The organism is Stenotrophomonas maltophilia, from assembly GCF_013464485.1.
Classification (GTDB): domain Bacteria; phylum Pseudomonadota; class Gammaproteobacteria; order Xanthomonadales; family Xanthomonadaceae; genus Stenotrophomonas; species Stenotrophomonas maltophilia_AW.
On sequence record NZ_RAUX01000048.1, the window covers coordinates 1 to 26688 of the forward strand.

Below are 26688 nucleotides of genomic sequence, written 5' to 3' on the forward strand. Positions count from 1 at the left end.
CCCAACAGCTGGCGGTGAAACCGCTACGATAAAGCCGGGCTCCAAACAGCTCCGCTACTGAAAGCGGGGGGACGTCGGTAAGAATGAACTGCCACGTGGACGCGCCTCTTGGCAGCACCATGGTGCCACCTGCGCATCAGCCCTCTCGGAGTGTAACGTGAGCGATACAGCATGAGGCCATCATTCAATGAGGAGCAGAACTGGTACCGCCTTCGGGACGATGAAGTCATTCGAGTGCGGCTCTTCTCTGCCAAAGGCATGTATCCCCGCGGGCATCTGGCCCTTCCGCAGGGCTTCTTCCACGCAGACGAGGACATTGCCACGCTTGTGACGAAAGGCTTTAGCTGGACTCACTACTTTGAGGAATCAAGCTTTGACGAGTTCGGCTGGCCATTCCCCGAGGAGATCCGCTTTATGGGAAGCATGGTGCTCTGCGAAAAGCAGGGTGAGGCAACTCCCTTGCTGTACCCACTCCAAGAGCCGACGTTCTTGCTCAACCCGGCAACTGTCGATCTCCGCAGTTCGCAAAATCGACATTCAATCGTTGATCTACTTAAAGATACAAATCGGTGGCCAGCGCGATCGCATTTTATTGACAAATTCTCCCAACGAGGTAAGCAGGAGATCCCGCTCTTTGACGCCGCGAAACTTGAGCTGGAACGCCTGGAAAGCACATGGGAGCGCATGCGCCCAACGGACTTCGTTCTATTGAGAGGCCTTTCTGCGCTAATCAAGAGCGACATGCTGTCGAGGCACTCAGAATTTGGCGCAGAAGCTCTGATGAGCCTATACGTAGCACTGGAGTGCTCATTTCAGCTGGTCCTGCAACACCTGAGGGAGCGCGGCAACGCCAATCCATCTGCCAACGATGCAGCTCGGTGGATGCACGACACCTTCGACTCACACTTTGACTTTGATCCTCCCGACGCCTCATACAAGTACTTCGAAGAGTTCTACCAAGGGCGCATCGCAGCCTTCCATCCACGGAACCGATTCGGCGACTTCCCATTCTCACCGAATTTTTGGGATGACCTTATTCACTTGCGAAGATCTCTTCCAAGAATATTTGCCTTCATTCTACATGGGAACCACAGCTCTTCATTCTTTGCTGAAGTAAGAGAGTTTCATGGAAAATGGGAAGCGGCACCTTAGAGGTGCCCAGTGCCCCCGAGAGGATTTAGCTTACTTGATTGGCCGCGACGCTCTGCTACTCCACCGAAGCCAGCTGCAATTTTAGCGCCATTGGAACGGGCAAGGCTTTGGATGCAAGCCCATACGTCAGAAGCAGGCGGTTCACGTCCTTACGATAGAAGCCACCAACTGGGACGGACGCTTTTATGTGCGCACTAATGTGCCCGGCCTTGTGAGGCGCAGTATCGGATTGTAATTCATCGCGAAGGGAGGAAAGTCCCTCGCTCAGCTTGAATAGATCTGCTGGGGAATCTTTCAGCGCAGCAAGCAAAAACTGCGCTAGCACATCACGGACTGAAGCAATCCGCTCCAACGCTTCTGAACCAAGAGAATCGTCAGATATTCGGAGGCGGATCTTCACTCCCTCCAAGAAATCCGCATTCGCGGACCATTCGTCTGTCGTTACAACATGGCGCACGCCATCTGGCTCGTGCAGGATATTCCACATAGCATCCATCTGACAGTAGACGATTGAGCCCGTAAGCGAGGCAAGGTAAAGGCCCATCTCCAATGTAAATGACTTTACCGCTAAAAGCTGGGCTCCTTCTTCTCCCGGGACTATTGACTGCAGAAGTGAGAGCGGATCATCCTCGCGCTCCATTTTGAGCTGCTCAACCGCCTTCTTGATCATTTCGGGAGAGATCCCTGGCACAGCCGATCGAACGATTGTGGCGAGTTGCTCGTCTGACCCTCTGAGCCTCCATCTTCTCACATCATCCTTACCCAGCTCCTCCATCAAACGCTTATCGTCCTCGCTGAAAACGACACCAGAAGACCTACTTTCTCCAAACGAAAGAACCTCCCTCCGAAGCTGAGGATCTAGGTCGGATGGGTCGGGCACGAGGTGTACTCGCCCTTCAAATATATGCCGCTCTAGCTCCAGAAGCGTTAGCACGTTACGGAGGGTTTGATCCTTGTAGCTAGATGGAGAGGCGGTAGGGCTGTACTCCGGCTTGATCGTTGCGGCGTTCACAAACGGACTCGGAAGAACTAGCTCGTCGAAGTAATCAAGCCACGAAGTTGCCACGAGTGGAAGTGTACGGGGATCGAGATGACCCATGAACAGTGCTCGTAGGACGCCCTCTCGAGGGCGCGGCAATATCTCGCGAAGGAGGGTGTCTTGCGGCCAAAGAGATTCAAATGTCTCATGAATATCCTTGACTTGGCCATCACTCAACTCCCTTCTAACATCGTCCCAAGTCTTGCCCTCCGAAAGACCCAGAATGCCCTTCACTGCTGCGCAAAGCATAAGGTTGCGCTCGCGCACACTGTAGCTTGTCCAAGAAGGACGATCATGTGGGTTAGCCATTTTGCAGCAATATCCGAATGCATGCCCGTTGCCACAGGGACAGTACTCATCGTCCGCAGGATTCGATGTGGGCGACGGCTTGCTTAGATACTCATGCGCACGGGACGTTCGGCCAAATGCATCTTGATACTGACTTGTCCCATCCTCAAACCCGACATAAATCTCTCCACCGAACCGCCATAACTCGTTGCGGGGAAGCAGTACATCCCCTATTTCACGCCAGTTGCGAGCGTTGTCGACTTCAGGCGTCAGCCAGTCAACGGATCCAGCAGCGACGTATCTACGAGCACGTGACTTCAGTAAATGATTGATCGACACTACCTCGTCTGCAGAGAGATTACGCCCCCGAATGAACGCGTCGGTGCGCACAATGCTCCGGCCTCGGAATCGCGCATTAGTGCGCTGAGACATCACGTCCACGGTAGCAGGGGCTTCAGCATATTCAAGATTGGTCAAGATTAGACAGTTATCGCGGTCGAGTACGAATACCGTCTGTGTTCCGATCAGTTCAATGCCCGGCTCCGCCGGATAATTAACAGAATTCGCCTGCGCAGGAAATTCTCTATGGTACGTGGTTACGGGGTGATCGGAGACTAAAAACTTTACCGACGATTCTGCTGCCGACACTATTTCACGGCAACCCTCCGTCCACATTTTGCAGTGCATGTCTCGAAGGCGCTGCATCTCGATAAGCAGGTCGATTCGACTGAGGTCACGGTAACGCGATAGTATCCAGTCGAGGCCTTTGGGCGTTCTTAATTTCTGAGTATCTAGATAGTCAAATAGTGCGCCGAAGTGGCTATGAAGGCGCGCGGGATCATTTGCGAGAAGCGCCCGCACCGCTTCGGCGCCTCGCTTGTCAATCGATCCAAAAAGGTACTTCTCGATGTCATCATTGAGAACCTCCCCAAACTGGGTCGTGTAGAGATCGCGCTCGCAGAACGCGCGACTAGGCGGTATCGATCTTGGTCGGACTGCTGCAGCGAGGCCACTAGCTTGGGTAGGGACTTTAGGTGCCATATCGAGGACATGTAACGTCGACAGGCCCTTTTGAAGAAATCCTCGTTGATACCATTGTGGTACGTAGTGGTTGTTACGGGCGATCTGCGAATTCATGGCAAACTTCCAACACGACTCAAAGGAGGGGGCGGACTGCTATGAAAGTCAACTTCGTGTTCCATCAAGCTACTTGAGTAGCCGCGCCGCAGGATTGTCCACTGCGGCGCCCGCTTGAAAATACCCAATCACGCTCACCACCGATCGGTGTTCTGTCATCGCCATGACCGCCGGCAGAGGAACGCCTTGTTTCCCCGCCTCGGTAACGAACCCCGACCTTAGGCTATGGGCCCCAAAATCTCCCTCTAGTCCAGCCAAGGTGGCCCGACGCTTTACAATCGTGGCCACCGAGCCGGGGAGGAGGGCGGGCCCAACCCGATTCTTCCAGATGCGCCGGAAGATCGCTCCCTCACGAATATCTGCCGCTTCAAGCCAGGCCGCAAGCGCCTCGGCGCTGCGGCCTAAGATCGGCTTGTCCGGTGTCGAATCCGCCGTTACACCGGCCTGCTGCGTCTTGGAGTACTCCAGTCGGTAGATATAGCCTTCCTCGCCAATCTTGCGAAGGTCCCGCATGTCCGCAGCTGCAATCTCGCTGCGCCGGCGCCCGCCACTGGCGAACCCGAAGCAGAGCAGGGCACTGTCGCGCAGGCCTTCCAGGCTGTCATCGCAGGTGGCCAGCATGGCCTCCAGTTCGGCGCGGGTGATCGCGGTCTTCTTGGTCGGGCGCTCGCCGCGTTTGACTGCGGCACGCCGGGCCCGGCTCAGTAGCGTGCGGACGTTGGGCAGCTCGCACGGGTTGGCCAGGCGCTTGAGCTTATGGGCTGTCGATAGCACGGCCACACGTTGAACGACGGTTGAGAGCTTGAGCGGCCCGACCTTGGCCTTGAGCCCAGCGGCGACCAGCGCCTGATCCAGCGCCAGCGGCAATTCGCTGACCAGCTCGGCCTTGCTCCTACGCTGGATGTGGTCGACCAGGAACTGGATCACCACAGCCTCGCTAATGGGCAGCGCCAGTTCGATGCCATAGCGCCCCTGGTGCCAGCCGGCCCAATAGCGCAGAGCGGTGGAATAGCTGCGGGTGGTGTTGGCCGCGGCTGCCTCGGCGAGCAATTCGCGCACCGCTTCGGCGGCCTGCTGGGCCAGTTGCTCGGGCAAAACCAGATGGGTGGCCGTCGCCGGCAAGGCCGATGGACTGGAATTTCGCTTCATATTATGTAATGTACACTATGACATCAGGCATCTACTCGCGATAATCATCACTTATCGTGAGTACGTTATCAGCAGAGTAGGGTGCCAGTACAGGAGACTTCGCATGGCCCGCGGCATCACCGAAACTGACGTCCATACCGCCGCCGACGAGTTGGTCGCCAAGGGCGAACGCCCAACCGTAGAGCGGATCCGGTCTCACCTGGGCACAGGCTCGCCGAACACGGTGACCCGCTGGCTGGAAACATGGTGGAACCGACTTGGCACGCGCCTGCAGCCAGTGCGTCCGGACTTGGAAGATGCGCCAGCGATGTTGGTAGAACTCGCCGGGCAATGGTGGGAGTTGGCGCTGAAGCATGCCCAGGAGGCCGCCCGTCGAGAGCTTGCATCGTCCGAGCGGGCCCTGGCTGCCGAGCGTGATGCGCTGGAGGCCAGTTCCCGACTTGCGGCTGAAGAGCTGGCGCAAATGCGTGCAGAGCGTGACGTTGCAATCACCGGGGAAAGAATTGCAACGACCCAAGCTTCAGAGCTGCAGCACCTGGTCGACCAGCTTCAGCTACAGATCTCTGAACTTGCAGAGCAGCGCGACCTCGAGCGTCGAAGAGCCGACCGAACCGAGACAGCGAGACAGCAACTCGACGTCCGGCTTCACGAGGCCCGAGAGACGGCGAAATCTGAGCGGGAGGACTGGACCGAGTACGTCAGATCTGTCGAGAATCGAGCGCTCAGCGATGTGGATCGAGCCCGCCAGGAGGTGAAGGAACTCCAGGTGCAGCAAAGCAAGGCATCCGAACAACACAGGGCCCTTGAGAAGCAGCTGCGTCAGGACATCCAGGCCGCCCAATCAGCGGCCGCCACGGCCAGTCAGTCTGCCGATATCCTGCGCGGCAAATGTGACGCGCTTGAGGGGCAACTTTCAGGGCTTCGAGATTTGCCAGCTCAGCTGGAAGTGGCGCTCAAGCGATCCAAAGAAGTTCGTCCGCCTGCGGCTCGCAGACGCCCAAAACAATAGCGCTGTGCCGCGCTCCTATTAGCTGACACGGGTGCCAACTTCCAGGGCACACGAAAGAAAGGGCCGGCTTCATTTGCGCCGGAGGCCAGTCCGCTGACTCCGCGCAAGTCGCGTTCTGCGAGCTAGCCAGGCAGCCCAACAGACGAATGAGACCGCAAATCCGACGATTACCATGGCAACCAGCATGATCTCTCGATCAGTGTCGTTCATTGAGGGAGTCTCGGGAGTTGAGCCTTAGCGTCTATGCCATGGTACCTGACGCTTCGGAGTGCAAGTGCGGGCGCGATGGCTGCATTTGAAGTTCTTTCGAAAGAATCCTTAGCCTGAGCCCGTCCAAGCGCGGGCAGCATGGCTGCATCTTGGCTTGAAGCACTCGGCATGCCAGGCCGGAATAGGATCGTAGGATGATGAGCAAAGGCTCACGTTCCGACGGCGCCGTGTTCGAACACGTAACACTTTTACTTGGCGCTTGGTAACAGATTTACCTGCTTCGTCACTTGGCCGGGAGGCAAGAGCCGAGCCAGAGGCTCAGCCATTGCCACACGGAGCCAACAAAGGCCCATATTCGACCGGTACGTGATTTCGCATAATGTATATTATGTTACGGACAGGATCGCCACCCTAGAAGCCAGAGCCTCCCCAGTCCTCAGATCCCTGGCCTCACTCTTGGCCAGCGTTCCCATGTTGAGCGCTGCGAATTTGGGGCAGCTTGCGCGGCAACTTGTAGCAATTGATGCGCTGAGCTACGTGCAGTCCCAATGACTCGCTGTGATCTTGGTGCATCACCAATGGTGCGTCGCGAATCTGTTGCATCTCCAATGATGTTGCCAAGGCGTTGCAGCCACGCGCTTTCGAGAGCATCTAATTTGGGAGACGGCTATGACCGTCGGCTTCATTTCTGAGCTAGCTCAGCGGCTTGGACCCTCCAATTTTGAAGAGTCCAAGCGAACAATTCACTTGCTGGCTCCGGTGTCGCGGTCCCCGAGCCCCAACCACGTCAGAACCCCTTGGACTTCGGCGGTGTCAGTCAAGGCGCTGACTGATCCATTCCCATGTCGCCTTGCTGAGGTAGCCTTGGTACTCGCCACGGACAAGCTGGGATACAAAAATCCCGTCATTCTTATCGAGCTTCTGTTGAAGATCGGCAGATAGATCGTGAGCGCTCATATCCCCGGACACCCAGCGGACCGACTCCAGATCAGGATCTGCTACGTTCTGGTAGCGCTCCAGGTGCTTGAGGAACGCAGTCCTCTTTGCGTCGTAGTTGGCTTCTCGGTTCAAATTCCAGGTGACAACATAGACGGCCATTTCGATCCTTCGAGACTGACACCGAACGTGTCTCCGTGATCTTAGTAAGTGCGACATATACGGTTCCGATAAGATATATTTATCGGAACTCAGGCTATTTTTAATCCCTACTTTCAACCACTTATGAGCGACCTTCTTCCAGCTCTGACCACCGCGGCTCCTGCCAATCCGACTGTGGCGCAGCTCTCGCAGTCCTCGGCGGACGCGGTGCGCGAAGTCTTCGCCGAAGCGGCCTCGGCCAACACCACGCGCAGTTACGCCACCGCCTTGCGCTACTGGGCGGCCTGGTACCAAGGCCGCTACGGAGCGGTCATCGCCATGCCGGTCGACGCGTCTTGCGTGATCCAGTTCATCATCGATCATCTGGCCCGGCGCTCAGGCGATGCCCTGACCTGGGAGCTGCCGCCGACACTGGATGCGCTTTTGGTGGAAGGCAAATTCAAGCAGCGCCAAGGACCGCTCAAGCTGTCGACCATCGTCCACCGCGTTGCGGTTCTCTCCAGCGCCCATCAATTGCTCAAGCTGGCCAATCCCTGCGAAAGCAGCGAGGTTCGGCAGCTGCTGGCCAAGGGCCGTCGCGCCGCACATAAGCGCGGCGAGCGGCCGAGCAAGAAGACGGCGATCACTGCGACCGAATTGATGGCGATGATTGCGACCTGTGAGGACGATCTTGTTGGGAAACGTGATCGTGCCCTGCTCTACTTCGCCTTCGCCAGTGGTGGGCGCCGTCGGAGCGAGACGGCCCATGCCGTCTTGAGCAAGCTTGCGCCGATCGACGGCGGCTACCTCTACCACCTGGACGTCGGCAAAACGCTTCAGGAGGGCGTCAAAGCAGGCGGCTCGCCGGACAAGCCCTTGTTAGGTCCACCGGCCGAAGCGCTTCGCACCTGGATCGAAGCGGCTGGACTGCAGGAGGGTGCCCTCTTCCGCCAATTGACACGCGGGAAAGTTGGGGCCGGCTTGTCACCCAAGTCGGTGGCCACCATCATCCAGAATCGCGCCCGCGCTGCCGGATTGGTGGGGAGCTTTGGCGGTCACAGCCTACGATCGGGTTTCGTAACGGAAGGTGCTAGGCAAGGAATTGCCCTGCCAGCCATTATGGCAATGACCGATCACCGATCGGTGGTCAGTGTCATCGGCTACTATCAGGCCGGTGCGGCCGAAACGAATCCGGCGGCTCGAATGCTGGAAGCTGCCGCAAGGTCAAGTGCCGAGCGCCCCATAGGGCGGTATGGAGACACGACGAGCGCTGAGTCCTAGGCAATCGTGCGGTCAAACTAGTAGAAGTATCCTTTGATCGTCGCGGCTTCGCTGCGATCTATCACTGTCGGTCTCTGATGATCTCCCGTCGCAGTCGGCCCTCACGTCACGGAGATCGGGTGATCTGTGCCCGATGCTTGAGTCGGCCGTCTCCAGTAAATCGCGCGCGGCTACACCAAAGATCCTGCGATGCTTGGCGGTGCGAAAGGCAATGGCCACTCGACCCTGCCGTCCGATTTGCCGCTCTCGCATGGCAAGAAGAATCCCGTTTATGCGGTCATGGTCGAAGGTCCGGACGGCACCAGATTGCAAGCAGAAGCGGAGCTTCGTCTCGACCACTTTCGACCTGGCGGCTACAAACTGATTGCCTATCTCCCTAGACTCGATAAAGCTGATGTGCCCGTGATTAGCAAAGTCTGGAAGGTGTAAGTCGAGCCTCCGTTTCGGGCCGACAGCTGCCATGCTTCACCCCCGATAATTCCCCCTGCCCCCCCCTTTGTTCCGTTGATGTCCGCCTGCGGCCACATGCGTCCGATCAGCTCCTACGGACAAATGTCAGCCATGGGCTGAACAGCCGTTCTCGCGTCCGTGCGAGTGACCGATGTGATCGACGACGGATATACTTCGATTCACAATGCCGCTCGATGCGGCGACGGCATACCCGCTGGTGCTCGACGCCCCCGGGTTATGCTGGAGCGGCTCCCTTTTCTCAGGTTCGCACCCACTACCCAATCCATATTTATGGCCTCGAAAGCGCCCAAAAATTCGCAGCCATCCGCTGCTACAGCTCCCGCAACGGCACCGGCGGAGGGCGAACGCCGAGCGCTTCGTGGATACGTCGGCCAGTACGAGCGCGCGGGCGCTGCCATCTATGCCGCGCTTGAGCGCGACGAGCTGCTTTGGATTGGCGTCGCTGACCGCAACGCGGGCATTGCGGACGACCTGGTACTAGGATTCGATGGATTGGTGGTCGGTCACCAGTTCAAGACGTCCAAGTTCCCAGGCACTTTCACTGTTGAGACGCTGTTTACTGGTGCCAATGGTCTCTTGAAGCCCCTAGTTCAAGCTTGGCAGTGCCTGTCCAAGGACAACCCAGGAAGTCGCGTCGAGATTCACTTGGTCGTCAACGACTTTCCATCGGTTACCGACAAGCCAGGCGACGGCAGGCTACGGCACAGCGCTGCATTTCTCGAGGAGTTCCAACAGCATCCAAATCGGTCGCTGTCGGATTGGTCCGCGCGAGGATGGAGCCGACTGATCGACCACCTGCGCCGCGAAGCCGGCTTAAATGATGACGACTTCGAACAGTTCATGCATGCCCTGCGCGTGGTGTGCGGAGCTGCAGCGAACTTCATCCAGTCGCACAAGCTGAATGCGGAGCAGGCGAGACAGGCATGCGAGATTGCCAGCGTGCTGCCCAAGCTAGTCGCCGATGAACGCGACAAGGACAGGTGGACGCGTGACGAGCTGCTTCATGAGCTTGGATGGCGCGATCCCGCCAAGACTTTGCTCATCCATCGGTTCCCGGTCGGCGCCTATGTCCAGCGCAATCGGGACACTGAGGTCAAGCTACTAGCAGCGCTTCATGCCTCCAATCACGGCTACGTCTCACTCATAGGACCACCTGGCTCCGGAAAATCCACTCTCCTGCAGGTTGCGCTGGCCACTGAAGCAAGTGTCCGGCTCGTTCGTTACTTAGCGTACGTGCCGGGCGCGGCTCAAGGCGTGGGTCGTGGGGAGGCCGACAACTTCCTGACCGACGTAGGTACGCAGCTGCGGAACAGCGGTTTAGTTGGGCTTCGTCTTCGCGATGACTCGCTATCTGAGCGCCGCGAACAGTTCGGCGTCCTGCTACGGCAGGCTGGTGAGCGCTTCACTCGCGAAGGGATCCGTACAATCATCGTTGTCGACGGGCTAGACCATGTGCCACGCGAAGAACGGCCGACCAATTCGTTTCTGGGAGAGCTGCCTCTTCCCGCGGCAATCCCAAATGGGGTCGTGTTCGTGCTCGGCACGCAACGGTTGGATCTCGCTAATCTGAAGCCCGCCGTAAGAGCGCAAGCGGAGAAGAGCGAGCGACAGGTTCTCATGGGGCCTCTCGGTCGCGAGGAACTCACCTGGATGGCGGATGCGCTAGGCTTGCCTGCCGAGATTCCAAGATTGGATCTCAGCAATCTCACGCATGGCCACCCGCTGGCAACGCGCTACTTGATTCAGGCACTGCTGCACGCTGACGAAGCTGGTCGCAAGCACCTTCTTAGCGGCGGGATGCCGTTCGACGGCGATATTGAGACTGTATATTCAGCTGCTTGGCGCGAGATCGCAAACGATGTCGATGCCATGGATGTGCTGGGCTTCATCGCTCGGGCTGAGGCACCCATGGACCTGCGACTGCTGGCCACGATGGTCAAGGAGTCCTCGATTGAACGCGCCCTGGTCATTGCGCAGCACCTGCTCCGCAGTTCATCCCGGGGATGGAGCGTCTTCCACAACAGCTTTAGGCTGTTCGTCATCGCTCAACCGCGAACCCGCCTCGGGAGCGTCGACGCTGAATACTCGCAGCGCGTATACCGCAACCTTGCCCAGTTGGCGAAGAGCGCGCCACCTGAATCGGCACAGTACTGGCTTGAGCTGCGCTACCGCGCGCGTGCCGGCGACGGTGCCGATGTACTGGCATTGGCGATGCCCGCTCGCTTCAGGCAGCAGCTGGCTGACGGGCGTTCTATCGCCGAGATTCACGCCGACATCCGCCTCGCCCTGCTGGCAGTGCGTGAAACGCACGACGCGACCGCCTTTACACGACTGCTGCTGTGTCGTGACGAAGTGGATCGGCGCAAATCAGCCCTTGAGTACGCCAACCAACTCCCGCTGGCTATGCTGGCGGTGGGGAACATTGAAGCAGCTGTCTCCCTCGTGCAGGACTTCCCCAGCCAGGGCTACGAGGTCGTCGACGCCCTACTAGCGCGAGGCGACTTCGACCGCGCGAAGGAGCTGTTTGAAAGCCTCGAACCACTATCGCAGCTCCATACGCCCAAGTTCAGAAACTACGGGCACCAGCACAACATCAAGGAATTCGAAAGATGGGCAATGCGCGCCGTCCACTTCCGAGACACCGAGCAGATCCAGATAGCGATTGATCATCTCGCCGCAGAGGGTCTAAGGGAGCCGGAAACGGTGGATCCGCAATCTGCCGTAGCGCTGCGGCTGCATCTTAGGAGGGAAGCCGCAAAGGCGATGCTAGGTCAGAAGGTTGGCTCCGATCCTCAAGAACTATGTAGCAAGCTCGGAGTAGCCAACGAAGATAAGCCGTCGGTGATGGTTCACGCAGGGCTTGCGGCCAGTCGACGTGGCGACGTTGGGCAAGCGCTTGCGCTGTTTGATAGTGCCGTCGCTCTTCCCCGGTTCGGGGAGGTACCAAACGGCTACCGTCAACGGATGGCGCTGATCGCATTCGAAGCTGGCCGTCGTGACCTAGCCGAGGCCCTGTTCGACAAGCTGGTCGCACCGATGATCTCCATGTGCGACGACAAGACGGACCTGGCTGGGCTGGGCAATCTGGTCGGCGCAGTGATGCATCACGCGAGGCTTTGCACGCTGCTCAAGAGGCCACTGCCAAGCGTGACACCGTCGAAGCACACCTTCCTTCATCCACTCCAACAGCACGCTTCGACGATAGGTGTGCTTCTAGCTCGCGCTGCCGGCGTCAACGGGTCCTTATCGGCAGGCGGCATCCAAGGCATAGCCCGCACGTCCCTTGGGTATGTCCTACGTCTCGCATCAGAAGGCGGCAGCGAGTCATACCGTATCCAGCAGTCTTTGAAAGCGATCCCCACGCTCGTGCAAGCGCTGCTGAGGCTCGGCGCCGAGCGCGGTGAGACTGAGTATCGCGCGGTACTTCGGGAGGTTGACTCAGCCATCGCTTCATCGGCGTCGAAGGGAACTGCTTACCTGCGACGCAGATTGGCTGTCGATGCATATCGCGTTGACGGTGATCGTGCGGCGGCGGCGGATCGGCTTAATGCCCTCGTGGCGGAGCTTAAAGAAAGTACACCAAGCGAGCAGATCGACGGGCTAGCGAATCTAGCCATCGGGTTGGCTGCGGTCGGGGAGTTAGAGCGGGCGAATCAGTTGCTGGCGACGGTTCCTGAGCAATGCCTTGGCTATGCCTTGGCTCCCAAGAAAGACCCGCAGTACGCGATCTGGCGAAACACTCTAGCTCTCGCGAACGCGGCTGACCCGGAAAACCGTGTCAAGCGGGTCTCAGACCTGATGCGTCAGGTCGGTGGCATGACCAAAACGGAAGGGTCGTCGGCCGCGCGTCGCCTTACCATGGCACTGATTAAGGAAGCGATGCAGGTTGGACCTCGCTTCGGCTTCGAGGTGTCAAAGACACTGGCGGATTGGCATCTAATCGGCTGGCCGAATCGTGTCGACCTGCTCATGACGGGGATGGTCAGGCGAAACCCTGAACTCGTCTTGGCATGCGCGACCGTCTGGTGCGGTCTCTGCCTGCCATTCTATATGGAACCGCACTACCGGGATCCGTCCCATGTTGGTGACTTCATCGACGCCTCCGCGGACGCAGCCGGCCCTGACCAGATTGAACCGCTCGCTCTGATGCTGCTTGGGGCGGTCGAGGTAGCCAGCAGAGCGCACGAGAGAATCACGCTGCTCCAGCGCATTCACAAGGCTTCCGGAAAGCATGGATTCTCGTCGCCTGAGCTCGAAGCCGCCATCGCCCGGTGGACGCCAGAAGCGCCGGAGCCTCGACACTCGTATACGTCTAACAAGTACGCCTCGGAAGCTACTCTCGCGGATCTTGAACTCGCGTTTGAAGCAGATAGCGACGAGCTGAACCACAACGCCCCGGACCGTTTCGAAGAGCTGGCAGACACAGCTCCGATTCATCTGGCGCGAAGGGTCTTTGAGCGCTGGCAGGTATTGCAGGACAACGCACGCTGCCGTTTCCTGATGGTGACGCGGTTTGCTGCAGCCGATGAGGTCGATTACGCCAAGAAGCTTATGCAAGGCTACGAGACAAGCAACGACCCCTGGAGTTCCTGGAGCCAAGGGATGGGTGGCGGCAAGTTCTTCTACTTTAAGGCGAAGAAGCTTCTGCACGGATCATCCACATGCCCTGCGGCCTTCGAGAACATAGTCGATTCAGTGACAACGGGCCAGGAGAATACCCAGGCACTGCTCACAGAGCTGGATTCGATACTGCCGGTCATCAGCTTGACGCCAGATTGGCCGGCTATCTGGTCGCTGATTGAGGAGCAGATGACCTGCACTCGCGAGTTCCAGTTGGGGCGACCCTTCCAGTCGAGCGAGCTACCACTCAGCGACACGGACCTTTTGGAGGAGTTGCTGCACTTTGCCTATCGACTTCCCATTGCAGAGGTTCAGCGGCACGCGCGCAATTGCGCCCTGAGCTTGGCAAGGCAAGTCGGACAGGGTCAATCTTTGTTCACATCCCTTATCCGGCGACTTATGGACGGTGACTTGGACGCCCCCTTGCAGGCACTCGGAACGCTGCTCGCTGCCGACAGCGCGAACCTCGAGCCCGTATTGGGCCGCGCCGTAGCTGCAATGGTCAGTCACCGTGACATTGCAGTAGCCGAGTCAGCCACGCTCTTGTCGCATCGGTGGGGGCTGGCTGTCTCTTTTGACGCGACGCCACTGCCGCTCTTCTATCTCCTCGAATTCAGTGACCTGCCAGAGAGCGACCAGGCATTCACGGACGAGAGAACTGGTGCAATGCGCGTCGAATCGCCGCTTGGCTGGACTCGTATGTTGCGCTCGACGGCACGTCACATTGCAAAGGCGGCAGACATCGAGGAGATGACAGTTCGCCGTCGCGCGGCGATGTTCATCCAGGATTGGGGTGGACTTGAGGCCTTCGGGCCCTCTGGTGTCAAAGAGCTTGAGGCTCAGCTTCGTGTCCTTGATATGCAGATCACTTACATGAAGCCACACGCCTACATCGCCATTGCTGCCCTTCGCCACGTCGCAGGGGAGCTGCGCCTGGCCGGCAAGTTGGAGAGCCGGGACAGTCCGATGCTGTTGGAGAGATTGGGCTACCCGCTTCCGCCTCGGCCATTGATGCTCCCGCGAGTTCGTCCCGAGTGGATTCGAAGGCCGCTGATTGACCGAAGTGCCGGTTGGTCCGAGCGAGAGCAGAAGTGGATTGACGAGGTTGACGGCGATGTTGCCCCTTTCCTGGCGCACTGCGACGGCCAAGTCGTGGCCGAGGTGTCTCGCTTCCATATCCACAAGGCACGACTGTCAGAGCACCGCTTCTACCGCTTTAGAGCACCTTGGGCAGAGACTGATAGTGAAGAGTTCGACGATTGTTACGCCAAGCTGCCCATCGCTGTTTGGCTAGGCCAGTACGTCCCACTCGACAATGATCTGGCACCAACGCTGGTAAGGCGAGTTGTCTGCTCCGTGGACATGGGCTTTGACACAGCGGCCAATCCGTTTGCATTATGCCCAAACTGGGTTGAGGGGCTTCGCTGGCGCGCTCATGACGAGACACCGAGCGTATTCTTCGATGCGAGCGGAACGGTGGTCGCAGAGCTTCACTGGTGGCGTGACGCTGGCCCGGTTGGAATCGATGCGGATTCTCTGTGGGGCGAGGGTTGCTACCTCGTTGTGACGCCGGCTGGCCTGGAACAACTCACCGCCGCTTATGGGAAAGAGTCCTTAGCCGTTAATGTGTTCGCAAGCAGGCATATAGAGCAGCCGAGTAATTGCGGGCAAACTCTCCTAAGAACGGCGAAGGGCGGATACTCGGTCTAAGGCCATCCATACTCCGCTTCGATCCTAGACGCTAAACTACAGGCTGTTATCGCTGACGCAGCCCTTCTGGCGTAAGAACTGGAACGACCGCTATGCGTCGGAAGCAGCCATTGCCCTACCACGATAGACACCCCGAATCCATGTTTGGCCTTGAGCCTGCTTCGGTCCATCGCTGTTGGAGCCAAGGCTGAACCTAAAGCCCATCCTTCCTGGGCGCATCGGATAAATCGGGAGAGACTTCAATATCTTCTAGCCGGTCACTCCCAGGATTCGCGCGGAGCCTGGAAAAGAGGCAGAGTCGAATCTTGGCGCTAGTCGAAGTGACACCATTGGTCCAGATCTCTCCTAGATCTTTGAGCGCAGCCTGCACCCACGCTGCCCCGCTGCCCGTTGAGGTAGCCGGCCTGCATACGCCCACGGCCCAGCAGATCCGACTGGGCCATGTTAGGCGTCACAACCTGGAGCGGCTCACCTGGCGATGCCAGCTGGCCCCATATCGGCTGGACCACGCAAAGCGCCGTCTGTCACCACAGGGATACGCCGAAGAACAGCGTTCATCCGGCGGTTCTTCGGCGACCTGCTACCAAGGACTTACTGGGTCCCAAGCTGCTTAAGTGACAGTCCCGCCTGAGTTGCCGCCCTGTTGCTGTTCGGCCACAGCTGATTGTGCCCGCGTAGAACCAATCAGTGTGCACAGGGTCCTTTCATCTATGTACATCGAATTCACAATGAGCCAACAGGACCGAGTATCTATGCGGGGCGCAACACCAAGATGACTAGCCGGCTCCATCTCACCCATACGCATCATTCAAAGCGCTGTTCCCGTCGACTGTGATCTTCCGCCTCCCTCTGTCGCTCTCTTCGCACTGTGAGCTCGATCCGTTCAAGCCTCTCCGCCACAAGATTCCTAACTTCGGCCAATGGATGCTCCAGCAGCTCAGCAAAAGCTTTGGCCCGAATTTCTATGATGTCAGCCAACGAGCTAGACCAACTCATGGGCTGGATTCCGGCAAACATCACATCGACGATGCATTGCTTGTCCACTGCGGCTTCCAGCAAGCCTTTGATGGACGCACTGAGGACAACGCGTTTGGGATGTTCTAGTGGTATATCGGTTGCCTCTACAGTTGAGTAGGCGCAGGTCGCTGCGGCAACACCCACGATCCGATCTTGATCACCTCGACACCAGGTAATCAACCGATCCACCGGCATACTATTGAGTGACGGCGAAGCACCTCCGAAACGACACTTGAAAACGCGATCAATCAAACGACGCTCCCTATCGTCGCCCGTGAAGATCTCTCCAAGGACAATCTCCGGGAAGTTGCGGAATAGCGTTGTCATGAGGACTTCGAAATCAGAGCTGCGAATTCTAAGATCATCCAACCCTTCGCAAAGCAACCTCACGATCTCCTCGACTTCCTGTTCTGGAGCAGACTCAGATAGGCACTGCTGGGCGATCCGCTTGGTCCCTCGGATGCGATTCAATTCAGTCTGTCCGCGCTTCCCCCCGAGTAGAGCGCGAATGGCGTCGCGCCCTGTCGAAAGGAGATCTTCACTCGGCACGTAGTTTCCGCCCCTCCCCGCGAAGAATCGCATTTCTAGCACACTAAGCGTGGTGTAGAAGCCATCATGGCGCTGGTTCAATATGGTGAACAGTTCCGCGAGCTCGCTGTCGGTAAGGGACTCGTGCATGCGGCCATAGGCAAGCTGTCCAAACCGCCACGCTTCGAACTCTTCCCCTCGAGCCAACTCAATCAGCATATTGAACCCCCATGGGCCAATCTTGATGGCGCTGAGCAGGTAGATGAAGAAGGTCCGCAACAAGGGATGATCTAGCACCCGCTCCAACATCACCATGGCCAAGCGGGGGTCGATATCGTTTGCAGCGCTGATATAGCCTTGAAGCACCTGTGGATTGAGCTTCGCAGGCGCCTGCAGTTGCACCAGGCTCAAAAGACGCTCATAAGTGGCAATTAGGTCGACGCTGCCTTGCGCCAGCCCAATGCCGAAAGGATGCAGTGCATCGAACTCGCCCGACCAAAGCCCTGGACCCAATCGCTCTAAGCAACCTAGCTCTGCTGCGGCCATCTCACCAAGAGAGATGACCTTCTCTTTGATCATCTCGTCACTGAAGGCTACTTGCCCCCCCCTACTCTCGATGTGATCCCAAGTATTGGACAGCACATAGGCCTCGATCTCAGAATAGAGGTCGGATGGTGCCGCAACGCGCGAAAGTGACTCCAGCCGAGCCAGTAGATCAGGATGAGCTGAGTCGCCATCGAAGCCAAGCGTCTTCTTTACCGAAACCCACATCTGCGGCCATTCCCCTTTCGAAGCATGACTTCTGACTATCTCCTCGAGATCATCAAAACAGCCCGCAAACGTCCATAGTTCCCGGAAATGACCTGCCAGAAGTGAGCGCGCCCAGTCGCGAAGAGTCAAGTCATCACATGTCAGCACCGGTCGCAGCAAGTTCAAGAAGCCGATATACCACTCGAGCTCTTCGGCACGCGTTCGCGGCTGCCAGCCAGCATCACGTCTACGTGCACCGAAGTCGAACGCAGAGAAAGACGTCCAGTGCGTCGCTTCGAACGCAGCATGGAACAGCTCGGCTGCGATCTCGCGATGCCTCTCGGTGCCCGACTCGAGTAGCTTGCTGACAAACGCACACCGCCGTTCTGGTCGCGCCAGCGTACCTGACAGGTGCAACGAGAACAGATGCCGCATCTGTCCAACTATGCTGTCCCTGTTCTCACCTGACTTCTCGCCCTCGGAGAACTTCAGCATGACCGTCGCAGCACGATCAAACTTATCGTCGTCGTAAGCTAGCTGGTGCAGCAGGCGCACGAACAACCTGAAGTTTCGGTTCTCGCGCGAGGCAAAGCCTGGCTTGGTTGCGGCGTTCTCGATCAGCTGCAGCACGGTCTCCGGGAATACCGGCGCTATGTATAGCAATGCAGACAGCGTGCCTTCGTTACACGATCCAATATCATGCAGCGGTCCGCCGGGGCTCACCCAACTATTTGCCATCCGAACCGCAGGCTCGAAATCGTGCAGGTATCCCAGTCGATGCGCACATGAGACGAAAAGTCGGAGGTTCTCTGGCTTTAGCAGCTCGGCATTGATTGCATCGACAGGGATGTTCTCCAGCGCACGCTTCGCCAAACGATTGGCAAGTGCATGAGGAAGAACTGCTCTCCACTCACCACGACTCTGCGCGAGCTGACGACGCATCAACTCAGCCTGAGCCCGATGCAGACCACGACGATCGAGGCCAACGATGGCACTTAGGACGCCAAGCTCATCATTGAACTCGGACGAGGAGACATTGAAGGAATAGACGAGCGATAGCGCTTCAGCGCATTCCAGAAGTTCATTGGACGCTCCTTTTCGTTGACTGAACAACCTATGGAAAAGGTCCTCGTCGGAGAAGTTTGTCAACGTCTCATCTGCATCTACCCGGCTGGCCAGCGTGATCGCGATGCGCGAATTGCCGCCGGAAAATTCGGCGATTTTGCCCGCGTTCAACTTCCCGATGTCTGGGTGCCGCCGCTGGATCAGCATCGAGACCGTCTCCTCGCTGCACGGCTCGAGGTGGATCACTTCGGTTTCCTCAGGACGATCGTCCGAGATGTCGTACTCGATTGTCAGAAGGCTGAGCATCGCGCTACTTGCGGAGACCTGCTTCTGCAACTGCCGATGCACGTCTGGCGGGCAGTTGTCCAGCACCAATTGAACCGCATGATCGTTAGCAACGATGTATGAAACTAGCTCGGATGCCGTCGGTGTCAAGTTCTCACCCAGGTCGGCGTAGATTGCGCTAGCTGGTGACAAGGCCTCCTCACCAACGTTCGCCTCAAACAGGGCCTGCGCGAATCGCGTCTTCCCCACTCCGGAGAGGCCGGTGATGCGCACCGCACTACCGCGGCGGCGCAACCGTTCTCGAGCTAGATGTATACCCTCAGAAACAGGCATAGGAGTCTTTGCGCTCGAGTTCGCGTCAATCACGCAGGGGTGGTCATCAACAAGGAATGCGTCGTTCTGGGCTGGGGGAGTAGCTGCCCACCTCCCGAAAGGCCTCCAGCCGGACAAGGGGCGGCCGAGGCGCGCACGAACCCACAGCGCAACGCTTGGATGCCGCCGTAGCCAAGTCGCCAATCGATCTCGACCATAAAAGTCAACGCGCAGAGACGCTTTTCCAGGAAGGGTCTCCGCGACCGCCTCCATCGCCCGCACTCGACTCGCCAACATGCTGTCTGAACAATCGTCCTTGCCACTAACGATAATGTAGGCACCATTTCGATCGGCAAGATCTGCAAGTACGAGCTTTGGGGTGCCACCCTCCAACATCTCGTCCCTGCATGCCGCCGCACCCATAGCATGCTTCTTGACCTGGAAACCGCAGATCCCACGAGGAACAAAGCCGTCGTTGGACGGCAAGTCCATAGCCTCAATACGGACATCCAAACCGCCATCAGGTGCCTCCTGCGCACCTCCCCACATAACGCTCTTCGGCCGACGCCCCTGCTGGATTACCTCCGCTTCGCAAAGACGGGCAACCAATTCACGCAGATCGCCAGCACTGAGCGCTGTGATATCTACAGCATCAAGTTCAAAAAATCTCATGATTCCCTTCCCGCAATGATCGGGGCACGCGCATCAAGGCATTAAAGACGGCGCAAAGCAATTTGTCGCCTAGGTCAGACTGCCCAGAATTCTAGGAGCCTGGAAACTGTGGAAGGAGAACCTCCTGCTCCAGCGTCCCCGGATGCGTTTCCACATGAATGGCCAAGTCATTCCACCCGATGGATCGACAAGTTCGAGATATTGCGCTAGACACCGATTCAGCCGTTGGCTTGAGAGCGTAACCGAGACCAATGAGCTCCCTGGGATCCATCAACCACGGCTTCAGGGTGAACCCCGCCTCGGCGGCAGATCCTGCGATGACGGCGCCAATTCTCATCCCCCCCTCATCCAAGTCGCCGAAATGAAACGCCTGAGTTGTCTGGCAAGGAAGTGATTTCAAGATCAGCATGTAGACCTGTCTCCAGGATGGGGACGGCATACCACCGGTATAGAGCAGCACGAGGCCGACTTGATCAGATGCAGCTTCAGCAAACTCATGGAATGTCTGTCGATTCTCTATGGTGAGAACACGCCAACTCAACACGGCTGGATTCGGCACGAATCCAGTGATGTGGGCAGGAGCGAAGCCGAGATATGGATGAACCACTCCCACCACCGTAGTCGACGTAACAACCGTAAGCGGACCTGAGATCAGTACGGGCAATGGTTCCTTGTGCAGGCCTATGGCCGAGAAGACCTCGCTACTATCAAGTCCAGATGGTGCAATAGAGTTGAACCAAAGCAAATCGATCCATTTCACGATGCCCTCCACTCGCTTGCTGTCACCAAACATCATGGCCGAAACCCGGCGCAACAGTTCGTCCCTGACGACACCTCGCCTTGCTGAAATGAGTCTGATTGCATCCAGTATTTGCGCTACAGAAGCATCGGTAGCCTCTTGCCCGCGAACCTTATGGCCCAGCGACCAGCGCTCAATGACCTCGGTCAGTACGGGGAAAAGGCCGGTGTGAGTGTCCAGCATGGAACGGGCCTCTGATACGGAATCACGACGAAGTCGTGCGCCCAAGAAGTTCGCCAGCTTTGCGAGGTTCAGTACGGCAACGCCCGCAACATCTAGAGGCGGCTGCACCATCACCTTGGCCTTGATTTCGATGGCTCCAGAGCGCTCAGCCAGTTCAAGTTCGGAACGAAACGCTCTTGCATCCTCGATGCTGCGCAGGCTGAAGAACTCTGGGCATGATGACTCCGTCAGCCTGAGAGCTATTCGCTCATCCTTGCCACGACTCACTGCATTCTGGGAGCGATTGAAAATTGACGTAAGGAAGGCCCGGGCTATAGTCATGCAACGACCCCTTCCCCATGGGGCATTCGACTTGCTTCAACACGCTTGAGCTCCTCCTCGAAAAGCTCGGGATGCTTGCGCCAGTTATCGGAATCCAGAATTACATGACCATCGTCATCAATGCGTACGTGTTTGATGGAGATAAGATCGTCGTCACGGTACATCTCGATGTAGGTATCCACCGATTCGTTGATCTTACCCAAGGCATCGTCCGGTGCCGCGACGATGGGCTGAAGGCCCAATGCCTTCAGGTACTCAAAGACGGCACGGGTATTCACTGAGTCAATCTTGTCACCCAACTCATCGAAAATTATCAGCGACATGCCGCCTTGATCACCGCGCAACTTTCCCAATGCGCGCGCCATCGACGCTGCAGCAACGATGAAAAGAGGCGCGCGGTGCTCGCCCCCGGAACCCTTGTCCATGCGCTTTGAGAAGTCGGTCACCGTCACACCATTGCTGCGAACGTCAATCTCGAAGTTGAAGAAATTGCGATAGTCCTCCAGAAGCCTGTTGGCCTCTGCATCCTTTCCCTCAAGCATCGCCCTGAACTCAGGAGGAGCATCCACCTGTCCAGAGAAGATATCCCCCTCCGGTCCCGCACCAGCCACCTTCAGTATGAATTTGTACAGCGACTCATGATCTTTATTGAGATTGGTGACGAAGTGATACTTCTCGTTGTTCGAGAATGGCGGCAAGCGCTCCATCGTACTGTTCAGCTCATTGAGCGTGCTGCGCATGCTGGCGAAGTGGTCGCTCAGGCGGGCGGCGATCTGCACCTTGAACGTTTGCTCTGCCGCTTCTGCAGCTTCCGCGGAAAGCACTTGGTAGTGATGGAGCTCGGATTCCTCTAGCCGTTGCTTCTCCTGAGCCATCGTCTCGCACATGGCACCCAAGTCGCCCACCGCGATATCCATCTGCGGATCGAATTGGTTTGCGTATGTAGACATGTCACTTGCCAAGGCCTGCACCTGGGAAGACAGCTGATTGCCACTTCTAACCGTAGCGTCACTAATCTTCGCCACAATCGTATGCAGCGATAGGCCGGAACCATCAAACTCATCGCGTTTTGTTTCGAACCACTCATCACCCACGTATTCATTGCGGCGACTGAGAGCCGCCTTTGAGCAGATTCCGTTGGTTCTATCCGCAAGCTCGTCTAGCCGTCTCTGTGCTTGCCGGAAAGCCTCACCATGAGTTCCGACGTCTCTGCTGCTTTCTTCCAGCTTCGACTGTGCTGCCAGGGCAGCTCGCCTTGCCTCTGTGATGAGCAGCTGACGAGCAAGGAGATCAGGTGCGCTTGCGATCTCTTGCATCGCCGCCTTTGCATCAAGCGCGGATTGCTCCTGAATGTGCGAGTTCAGCCATCTTTCAATGTCCTGGATACGTCCTTCAAGTCCCACCAACTTCTCAAGGGCTTCAACCAACTGGCGCGACCGGTTCGCCTCCTGCTCGCATTCGGCTGCGTTCTGCCCCAAAGTGCTGCGCTGCTGCCGAAGCACCGCCAGGCGATGGCTCGCATCTTGGCGTCCCAACACCAGTTCCGTTGCAGACAAGGGGCGTCGACGGCCGAAATCAGCACGTCCAGCCTGCTCGCCAGTACGGGTGAAGCCCTCTGGGCTATCCGTGGTGACGCGCTCCAATCGCTCCAGCCGGCCGAGTCGAAGACGGATATAGTCCACCGCCACTTGATTGTCACCCGCGATCAGGTGCGCGAGACCCATTGGCGGAACCACACCCATATCCGCCTTCGACTTCACCGGGTTCACCAACAGTACTGAATCCGGCTTTGTATCCCACGGAATCTTGTTGAAAACGGACAAGGCATCCTCAAACTTGCCGCTACGGACAACCAGGGCAGTGCGCGAACGACCAAGGAATCCCTCGATTACGGGTGCCCAGTCGGCATCTGTGACTGTAACCAAATCGCAGACGGGCGTGCACAGAAGTCCTTTGTCTCCAAGTATGTTCACAACTGCTTGGACGGCCGGCGGGAGTTCCGCTTTGCCTTCCTGGATGCGTTTGATCTGCTCGTTAGCGATCCTAAGTTCATTTCCAAGCTTGGACAGCCTCTGCTCGTCATGGTCTAGCTGACGCCGTGCCGACTGGATGATCGGAGCAACCCGCATGCTGGACTCGCGCAATGCTGCCGAGGCCTGCGAAACGTCAAGCACAAGCGCATCGGATACGGATGTACTGGAAACCGCATCAAGAAGCTCAACCCACGGCATCGCCAGATGCTGCCAGCCTCCGAGATCGGGTTTCACGCGGTTGGCCTTCTCGAAGCCCGCCACCACCTCGCGAATGGCCTGGGCCACGTTGGTTTTGATAGGTCTAAGTGATCTCTCTCGTTCGCTGGCCAGGTCACGGGCGGCACTGATCGCCGGATCTGCTGCTGATTGAAGCTCTAGTTCGATGTACACGCCGTTGAGTCGATCATGCTCCGCCTTGGCGCTGTCGACTGCATTCTGCGCTGCCTGATGCCTGTCCCGCGCTTCATGCAGCGTAGTTTGTGCCGCATCAACAGCATCCATGTGTTGTTCACGCTCATAGTCATCCAACAGCGCCCTATAGGTCGCTGCGTGCATCCGAGTCTGAGTAGCCTTATGACCGGCTGCGATCAAGCTTTTGACGTTCTCAAGCCTGTCCAGTGTTTCCAGAACCTTGGCTTGAAGCGAGCGCAGATTGTCGAGCTGGGAGCGGAAGTTCTTGAGCTCGATAGGATAGGCATCGACAATGTAATTTCGAACAAAGCTGCTGGTGTCAGGAACTTTCTGCAGATTAAGCGCATTCTTCATCGCTCGCCGAAAAGCTCTCGGGTCGATGCTGCCCCCTCCTTTGGGGCGCAAGGCGAACAACATTGCTTCAACCTGCTTCTCCGCCGACGGAGGCACTGCGAGCCTACCATTCACGCGACTGACTGCGTCCTCCATCAGCTTATTGAACGTTCCCCAGGCCAACGGCAAAAGTTCCGCCTCGGCGTTCGCTTCAAGATGATCATCTAACGCGAGCGCAACCCCTTGGACCACATAGCGCCCGTAGACGTGCAGCTTTGGGTCGCCCACTGACGCGCCCAGGGCCAGGCCAACCGAAACCGGCGGCAATTCGCCCTCAGTGTCGCGAAACACCATGGTCAAATAGGACGTCGCATTCTCACGAATATGCTCGTCACCGCGATAGTAGCCGAGGCAGTATTCGCGCACTGAACGCCCTCGAGTGCCTGATACCCCCCCTGACTGCGCATTGAGATCGATTTGATTCTGATCCCCTCCGTACAAGACGATCTGCATCGCATCCAGAATCGCAGATTTTCCAGATCCGTTAGGCGCCACAATGCCTGTTGCAGGGCTAAAGCTCAGGGTTTCGGCACGGAATAGGAAAAACTGTACCAAGTGAAATTTCTCAAGCAGATACATCGCCATCCTCCGTGACTTCATTCATTGCGTCGAAAGTAGCCGCATCCCCCTCACCTGCCACTTCCTTACGGAAGGATTCCAGATGGCTCAAGTATTCCTTCCGCAGCAGATCTCCGATCGCGGGATGGATGCGAACCTTCGCGAGCTGATTCCGTACATCGTCCTTGTCCTCAAAGGCAGCAATCCCCCAGCGCTTGAACTTGGTCATCAAAGAGCGGAAGTCCCCAGGCGAGGGAAAGTCCCTGCCCGTTTCCTTCTCGTAGTGCTCTTGCAAGTCAGGCAAATCGACGAAAGTTTCGCCATTTGGCTCTTCGCGCCCCTCGAAACGGACGCGATGATGAACGCCGGCGAGCACCAACAGCAGCAGGGTTTCGTCCTTGCTGGCTCGCTGTTGGGTCAGTACGTGCACGGGCCGCGCCACGATGTACTGGTAGTTGGTGTCGTGCAACAGCTCGATGCCAAGGGGACGAACTGCCTGCTCAAAGTCATTGATATTTCGGCTGACAATGCCGTAATCCTTCCGGGTCGCCCGGTCAGAGGCGGACAAGACCTGATGGGTTACTAGCCGATAGGCCGCCTGCTCGTAGTCCTGCTCTTCGTACATAGTGTCGCGGCTAAGCGCCTTTTCCCAGTGGCGTGCCATGTCATTTCACCTTGGTGATGTAGAAGTCCGGCATGTCCAAATACGGCCCGGCAATTCGTTCATCACCGGCGCTTTGGAAGCGATATCCAGGTAGTCGCTTTGAAATTCCTTCATGGTGCTTCTTTCCGAGGCCTGTCATTGCTTCCTGTGCGTAGGTGGACAGCGTCTGCACCATTCGAAATTGCTTGATACCGGTGATGGGAAGCTGAGACGCCCGGATCTGCCTACCTCCTCCCATGACACCCTGCAAGTACACCCTCACCTCTGTTGGCATGGCGGTACGCGCATCACGCGCACGCCTGTGCAGGTTCATCCGCGCCTCCTGCTCGGCTGTCATCTGCCGCGGAGAATCCGCGGTCCTGGGAATGGGCGGACGGGCGATGCGTGGTTGAAACAGGAGTTCACCGGAAAGCAATGCTCCGGGCCCAACGGGCATGGAGGCGTCGAAGTTCTCCGCAGCATTGACTCCGGCGATAGCCTTTTTGATCCGTCTCTCGAGCTGGCCCGGCGCGCGAAGCTGGTACTCGATCATGGCCAGCATGCGACGCTCGATATGGCGCTGATCCTGGCCCAAGCGATCGAAGTAGTCTTGCAGACGATAGACATTGCTCAATCGCCTGATCGCCTTCTCATAGACAGCCTCAGCCGTGCCTTTATCACCTTTGTAGCGTCGCTCGGCCAACCACACGATGATCCGTTCCCGATGATCCCCGTAATGGATTTCCTGAGTTAGGCTCAACACCTGCGCCTTTCGTGCGAGGGGGTGATCGGCGCCAGCCAAGTCCGCATAGTCAGCCATGACGTGCTTGGAAATGTAGTCTTCAAACAACCGACGGATAGCCGCCCCGGGGGTCGCGGACTTGAATATCTCGCGCTGCAGGGTACGCACGTTCAGACTCATGGCGGCAATCCCGGACAGAAGCGCATGGGCGCTGTCGCCGGCGTTTACGAAGTCGTCACCGTAGACATTGCTTGCAGGATCAAGCACCCGACGTAATGTGTCTTCAATGGAACGCATCTTCGCGCCCACCATCGCCGGCGTGTCTTCTGTGAAGACCTGCAAGGTGGCAAGGAAACGGCTTACCACAGCAGTCATGGACAGAGTGCGCGTGAGTCCCACCTGCTCTTCTTCGAACCAGCCATTCTCCGTGAGATGGCTCAAGTACATGTTGGCGCGAATGTTGAGCGGAGTGAGCTGGCCTACCCCCTCTTCTGCCTGCCAAGCGTCATCGTGTTCGAGGTAGTTCTCGATGAACTGCGTCAACTGCCGCCGTTCCCAGCCGGTCGCCGGGGGAACCTCAGCCTCTGGCCCGAAGAATTCTTCGTACAGACCCAAGAGCAGCCCCCAGTAGTTCTCCCGATTTGCCGAGGCCAATGGGCGAAAGAGTTGCGATGGCAGTACCTCAAACAGAGAGCTGGACACTGTGCAACTCCACAGAAGTTGGGCTATCTACTTCACATTAGCATAAACGCTAACATATCATAAACGCTAACTTAGCATCAATGCTAAGCTGCGTGTCATCTGACCCCGGCCCAGCCCCATGCCCCGCCCCC

General features: G+C 57.6%; 13 protein-coding genes. 5 read left to right on the forward strand and 8 right to left on the reverse strand.

Annotated features, from left to right (window positions below):
* The first annotated feature begins 171 nt into the window (after positions 1-171).
* Positions 172-1152 carry a hypothetical protein gene (locus D7Y61_RS19270; protein ID WP_180868641.1) on the forward strand — a complete coding sequence of 327 codons (981 nt, stop codon included), beginning with the start codon at positions 172-174 and terminating at the stop codon, positions 1150-1152.
* Between the two features lie 55 nt (positions 1153-1207).
* Here D7Y61_RS19270 and D7Y61_RS19275 read toward each other — a convergent pair whose 3' ends face one another.
* On the reverse strand, positions 1208-3616 hold the full coding sequence (locus D7Y61_RS19275) for a DUF4238 domain-containing protein (protein ID WP_180868643.1): 2409 nt from the start codon (positions 3614-3616) through the stop codon (positions 1208-1210).
* A 69-nt stretch (positions 3617-3685) separates the two neighbouring features.
* Entirely contained in the window at positions 3686-4765 is a 1080-nt protein-coding gene (locus D7Y61_RS19280) for a site-specific integrase (protein WP_180868645.1), read from the reverse strand.
* Between the two features lie 103 nt (positions 4766-4868).
* Between D7Y61_RS19280 and D7Y61_RS19285 the strand changes: the two genes are divergently transcribed.
* The gene (locus D7Y61_RS19285) at positions 4869-5774 is read left to right on the forward strand and encodes a DNA-binding protein (RefSeq protein ID WP_180868646.1); all 906 of its coding nucleotides are present in this window, start codon (positions 4869-4871) and stop codon (positions 5772-5774) included.
* A gap of 1023 nt (positions 5775-6797) precedes the next feature.
* On the opposite strand, the gene D7Y61_RS19290 is transcribed toward D7Y61_RS19285, so the two are convergent.
* On the reverse strand, positions 6798-7082 hold the full coding sequence (locus tag D7Y61_RS19290; RefSeq protein WP_017354460.1) for a hypothetical protein: 285 nt from the start codon (positions 7080-7082) through the stop codon (positions 6798-6800).
* 123 nt (positions 7083-7205) lie between these two features.
* On the opposite strand from D7Y61_RS19290, the gene D7Y61_RS19295 reads away from it, so the two are divergent.
* From D7Y61_RS19295 to D7Y61_RS19305, 3 genes are all read left to right on the forward strand, one after another.
* Positions 7206-8342 (forward strand): site-specific integrase, encoded by a 1137-nt coding sequence (locus D7Y61_RS19295; protein ID WP_017354461.1) that lies wholly within the window; start codon positions 7206-7208, stop codon positions 8340-8342.
* 189 nt (positions 8343-8531) lie between these two features.
* On the forward strand, positions 8532-8771 hold the full coding sequence (locus tag D7Y61_RS19300) for a hypothetical protein (RefSeq protein ID WP_146027648.1): 240 nt from the start codon (positions 8532-8534) through the stop codon (positions 8769-8771).
* A gap of 312 nt (positions 8772-9083) precedes the next feature.
* On the forward strand, positions 9084-15143 hold the full coding sequence (locus D7Y61_RS19305) for an ATP-binding protein (protein ID WP_180868648.1): 6060 nt from the start codon (positions 9084-9086) through the stop codon (positions 15141-15143).
* Between the two features lie 804 nt (positions 15144-15947).
* Here D7Y61_RS19305 and D7Y61_RS19310 read toward each other — a convergent pair.
* The 5 genes from D7Y61_RS19310 to D7Y61_RS19330 all read right to left on the reverse strand — a co-directional run bounded on the left by D7Y61_RS19310 (position 15948) and on the right by D7Y61_RS19330 (position 26557).
* The gene (locus tag D7Y61_RS19310; protein ID WP_258010429.1) at positions 15948-19772 is read right to left on the reverse strand and encodes a hypothetical protein; all 3825 of its coding nucleotides are present in this window, start codon (positions 19770-19772) and stop codon (positions 15948-15950) included.
* 91 nt (positions 19773-19863) lie between these two features.
* Positions 19864-21075 (reverse strand): Wadjet anti-phage system protein JetD domain-containing protein, encoded by a 1212-nt coding sequence (locus D7Y61_RS19315; protein ID WP_017354465.1) that lies wholly within the window; start codon positions 21073-21075, stop codon positions 19864-19866.
* The gene (locus D7Y61_RS19320) at positions 21072-24491 is read right to left on the reverse strand and encodes an SbcC/MukB-like Walker B domain-containing protein (RefSeq protein ID WP_158704768.1); all 3420 of its coding nucleotides are present in this window, start codon (positions 24489-24491) and stop codon (positions 21072-21074) included. Before D7Y61_RS19320 ends, D7Y61_RS19315 begins: the two co-directional genes overlap by 4 nt.
* Positions 24478-25134 carry a DUF4194 domain-containing protein gene (locus D7Y61_RS19325; RefSeq protein ID WP_017354467.1) on the reverse strand — a complete coding sequence of 219 codons (657 nt, stop codon included), beginning with the start codon at positions 25132-25134 and terminating at the stop codon, positions 24478-24480. Before D7Y61_RS19325 ends, D7Y61_RS19320 begins: the two co-directional genes overlap by 14 nt.
* 1 nt (position 25135) lies before the next feature.
* Complete coding sequence (locus tag D7Y61_RS19330; protein WP_180868650.1) at positions 25136-26557, reverse strand: Wadjet anti-phage system protein JetA family protein; 1422 nt, start codon at positions 26555-26557, stop codon at positions 25136-25138.
* Positions 26558-26688: the final 131 nt, after the last annotated feature.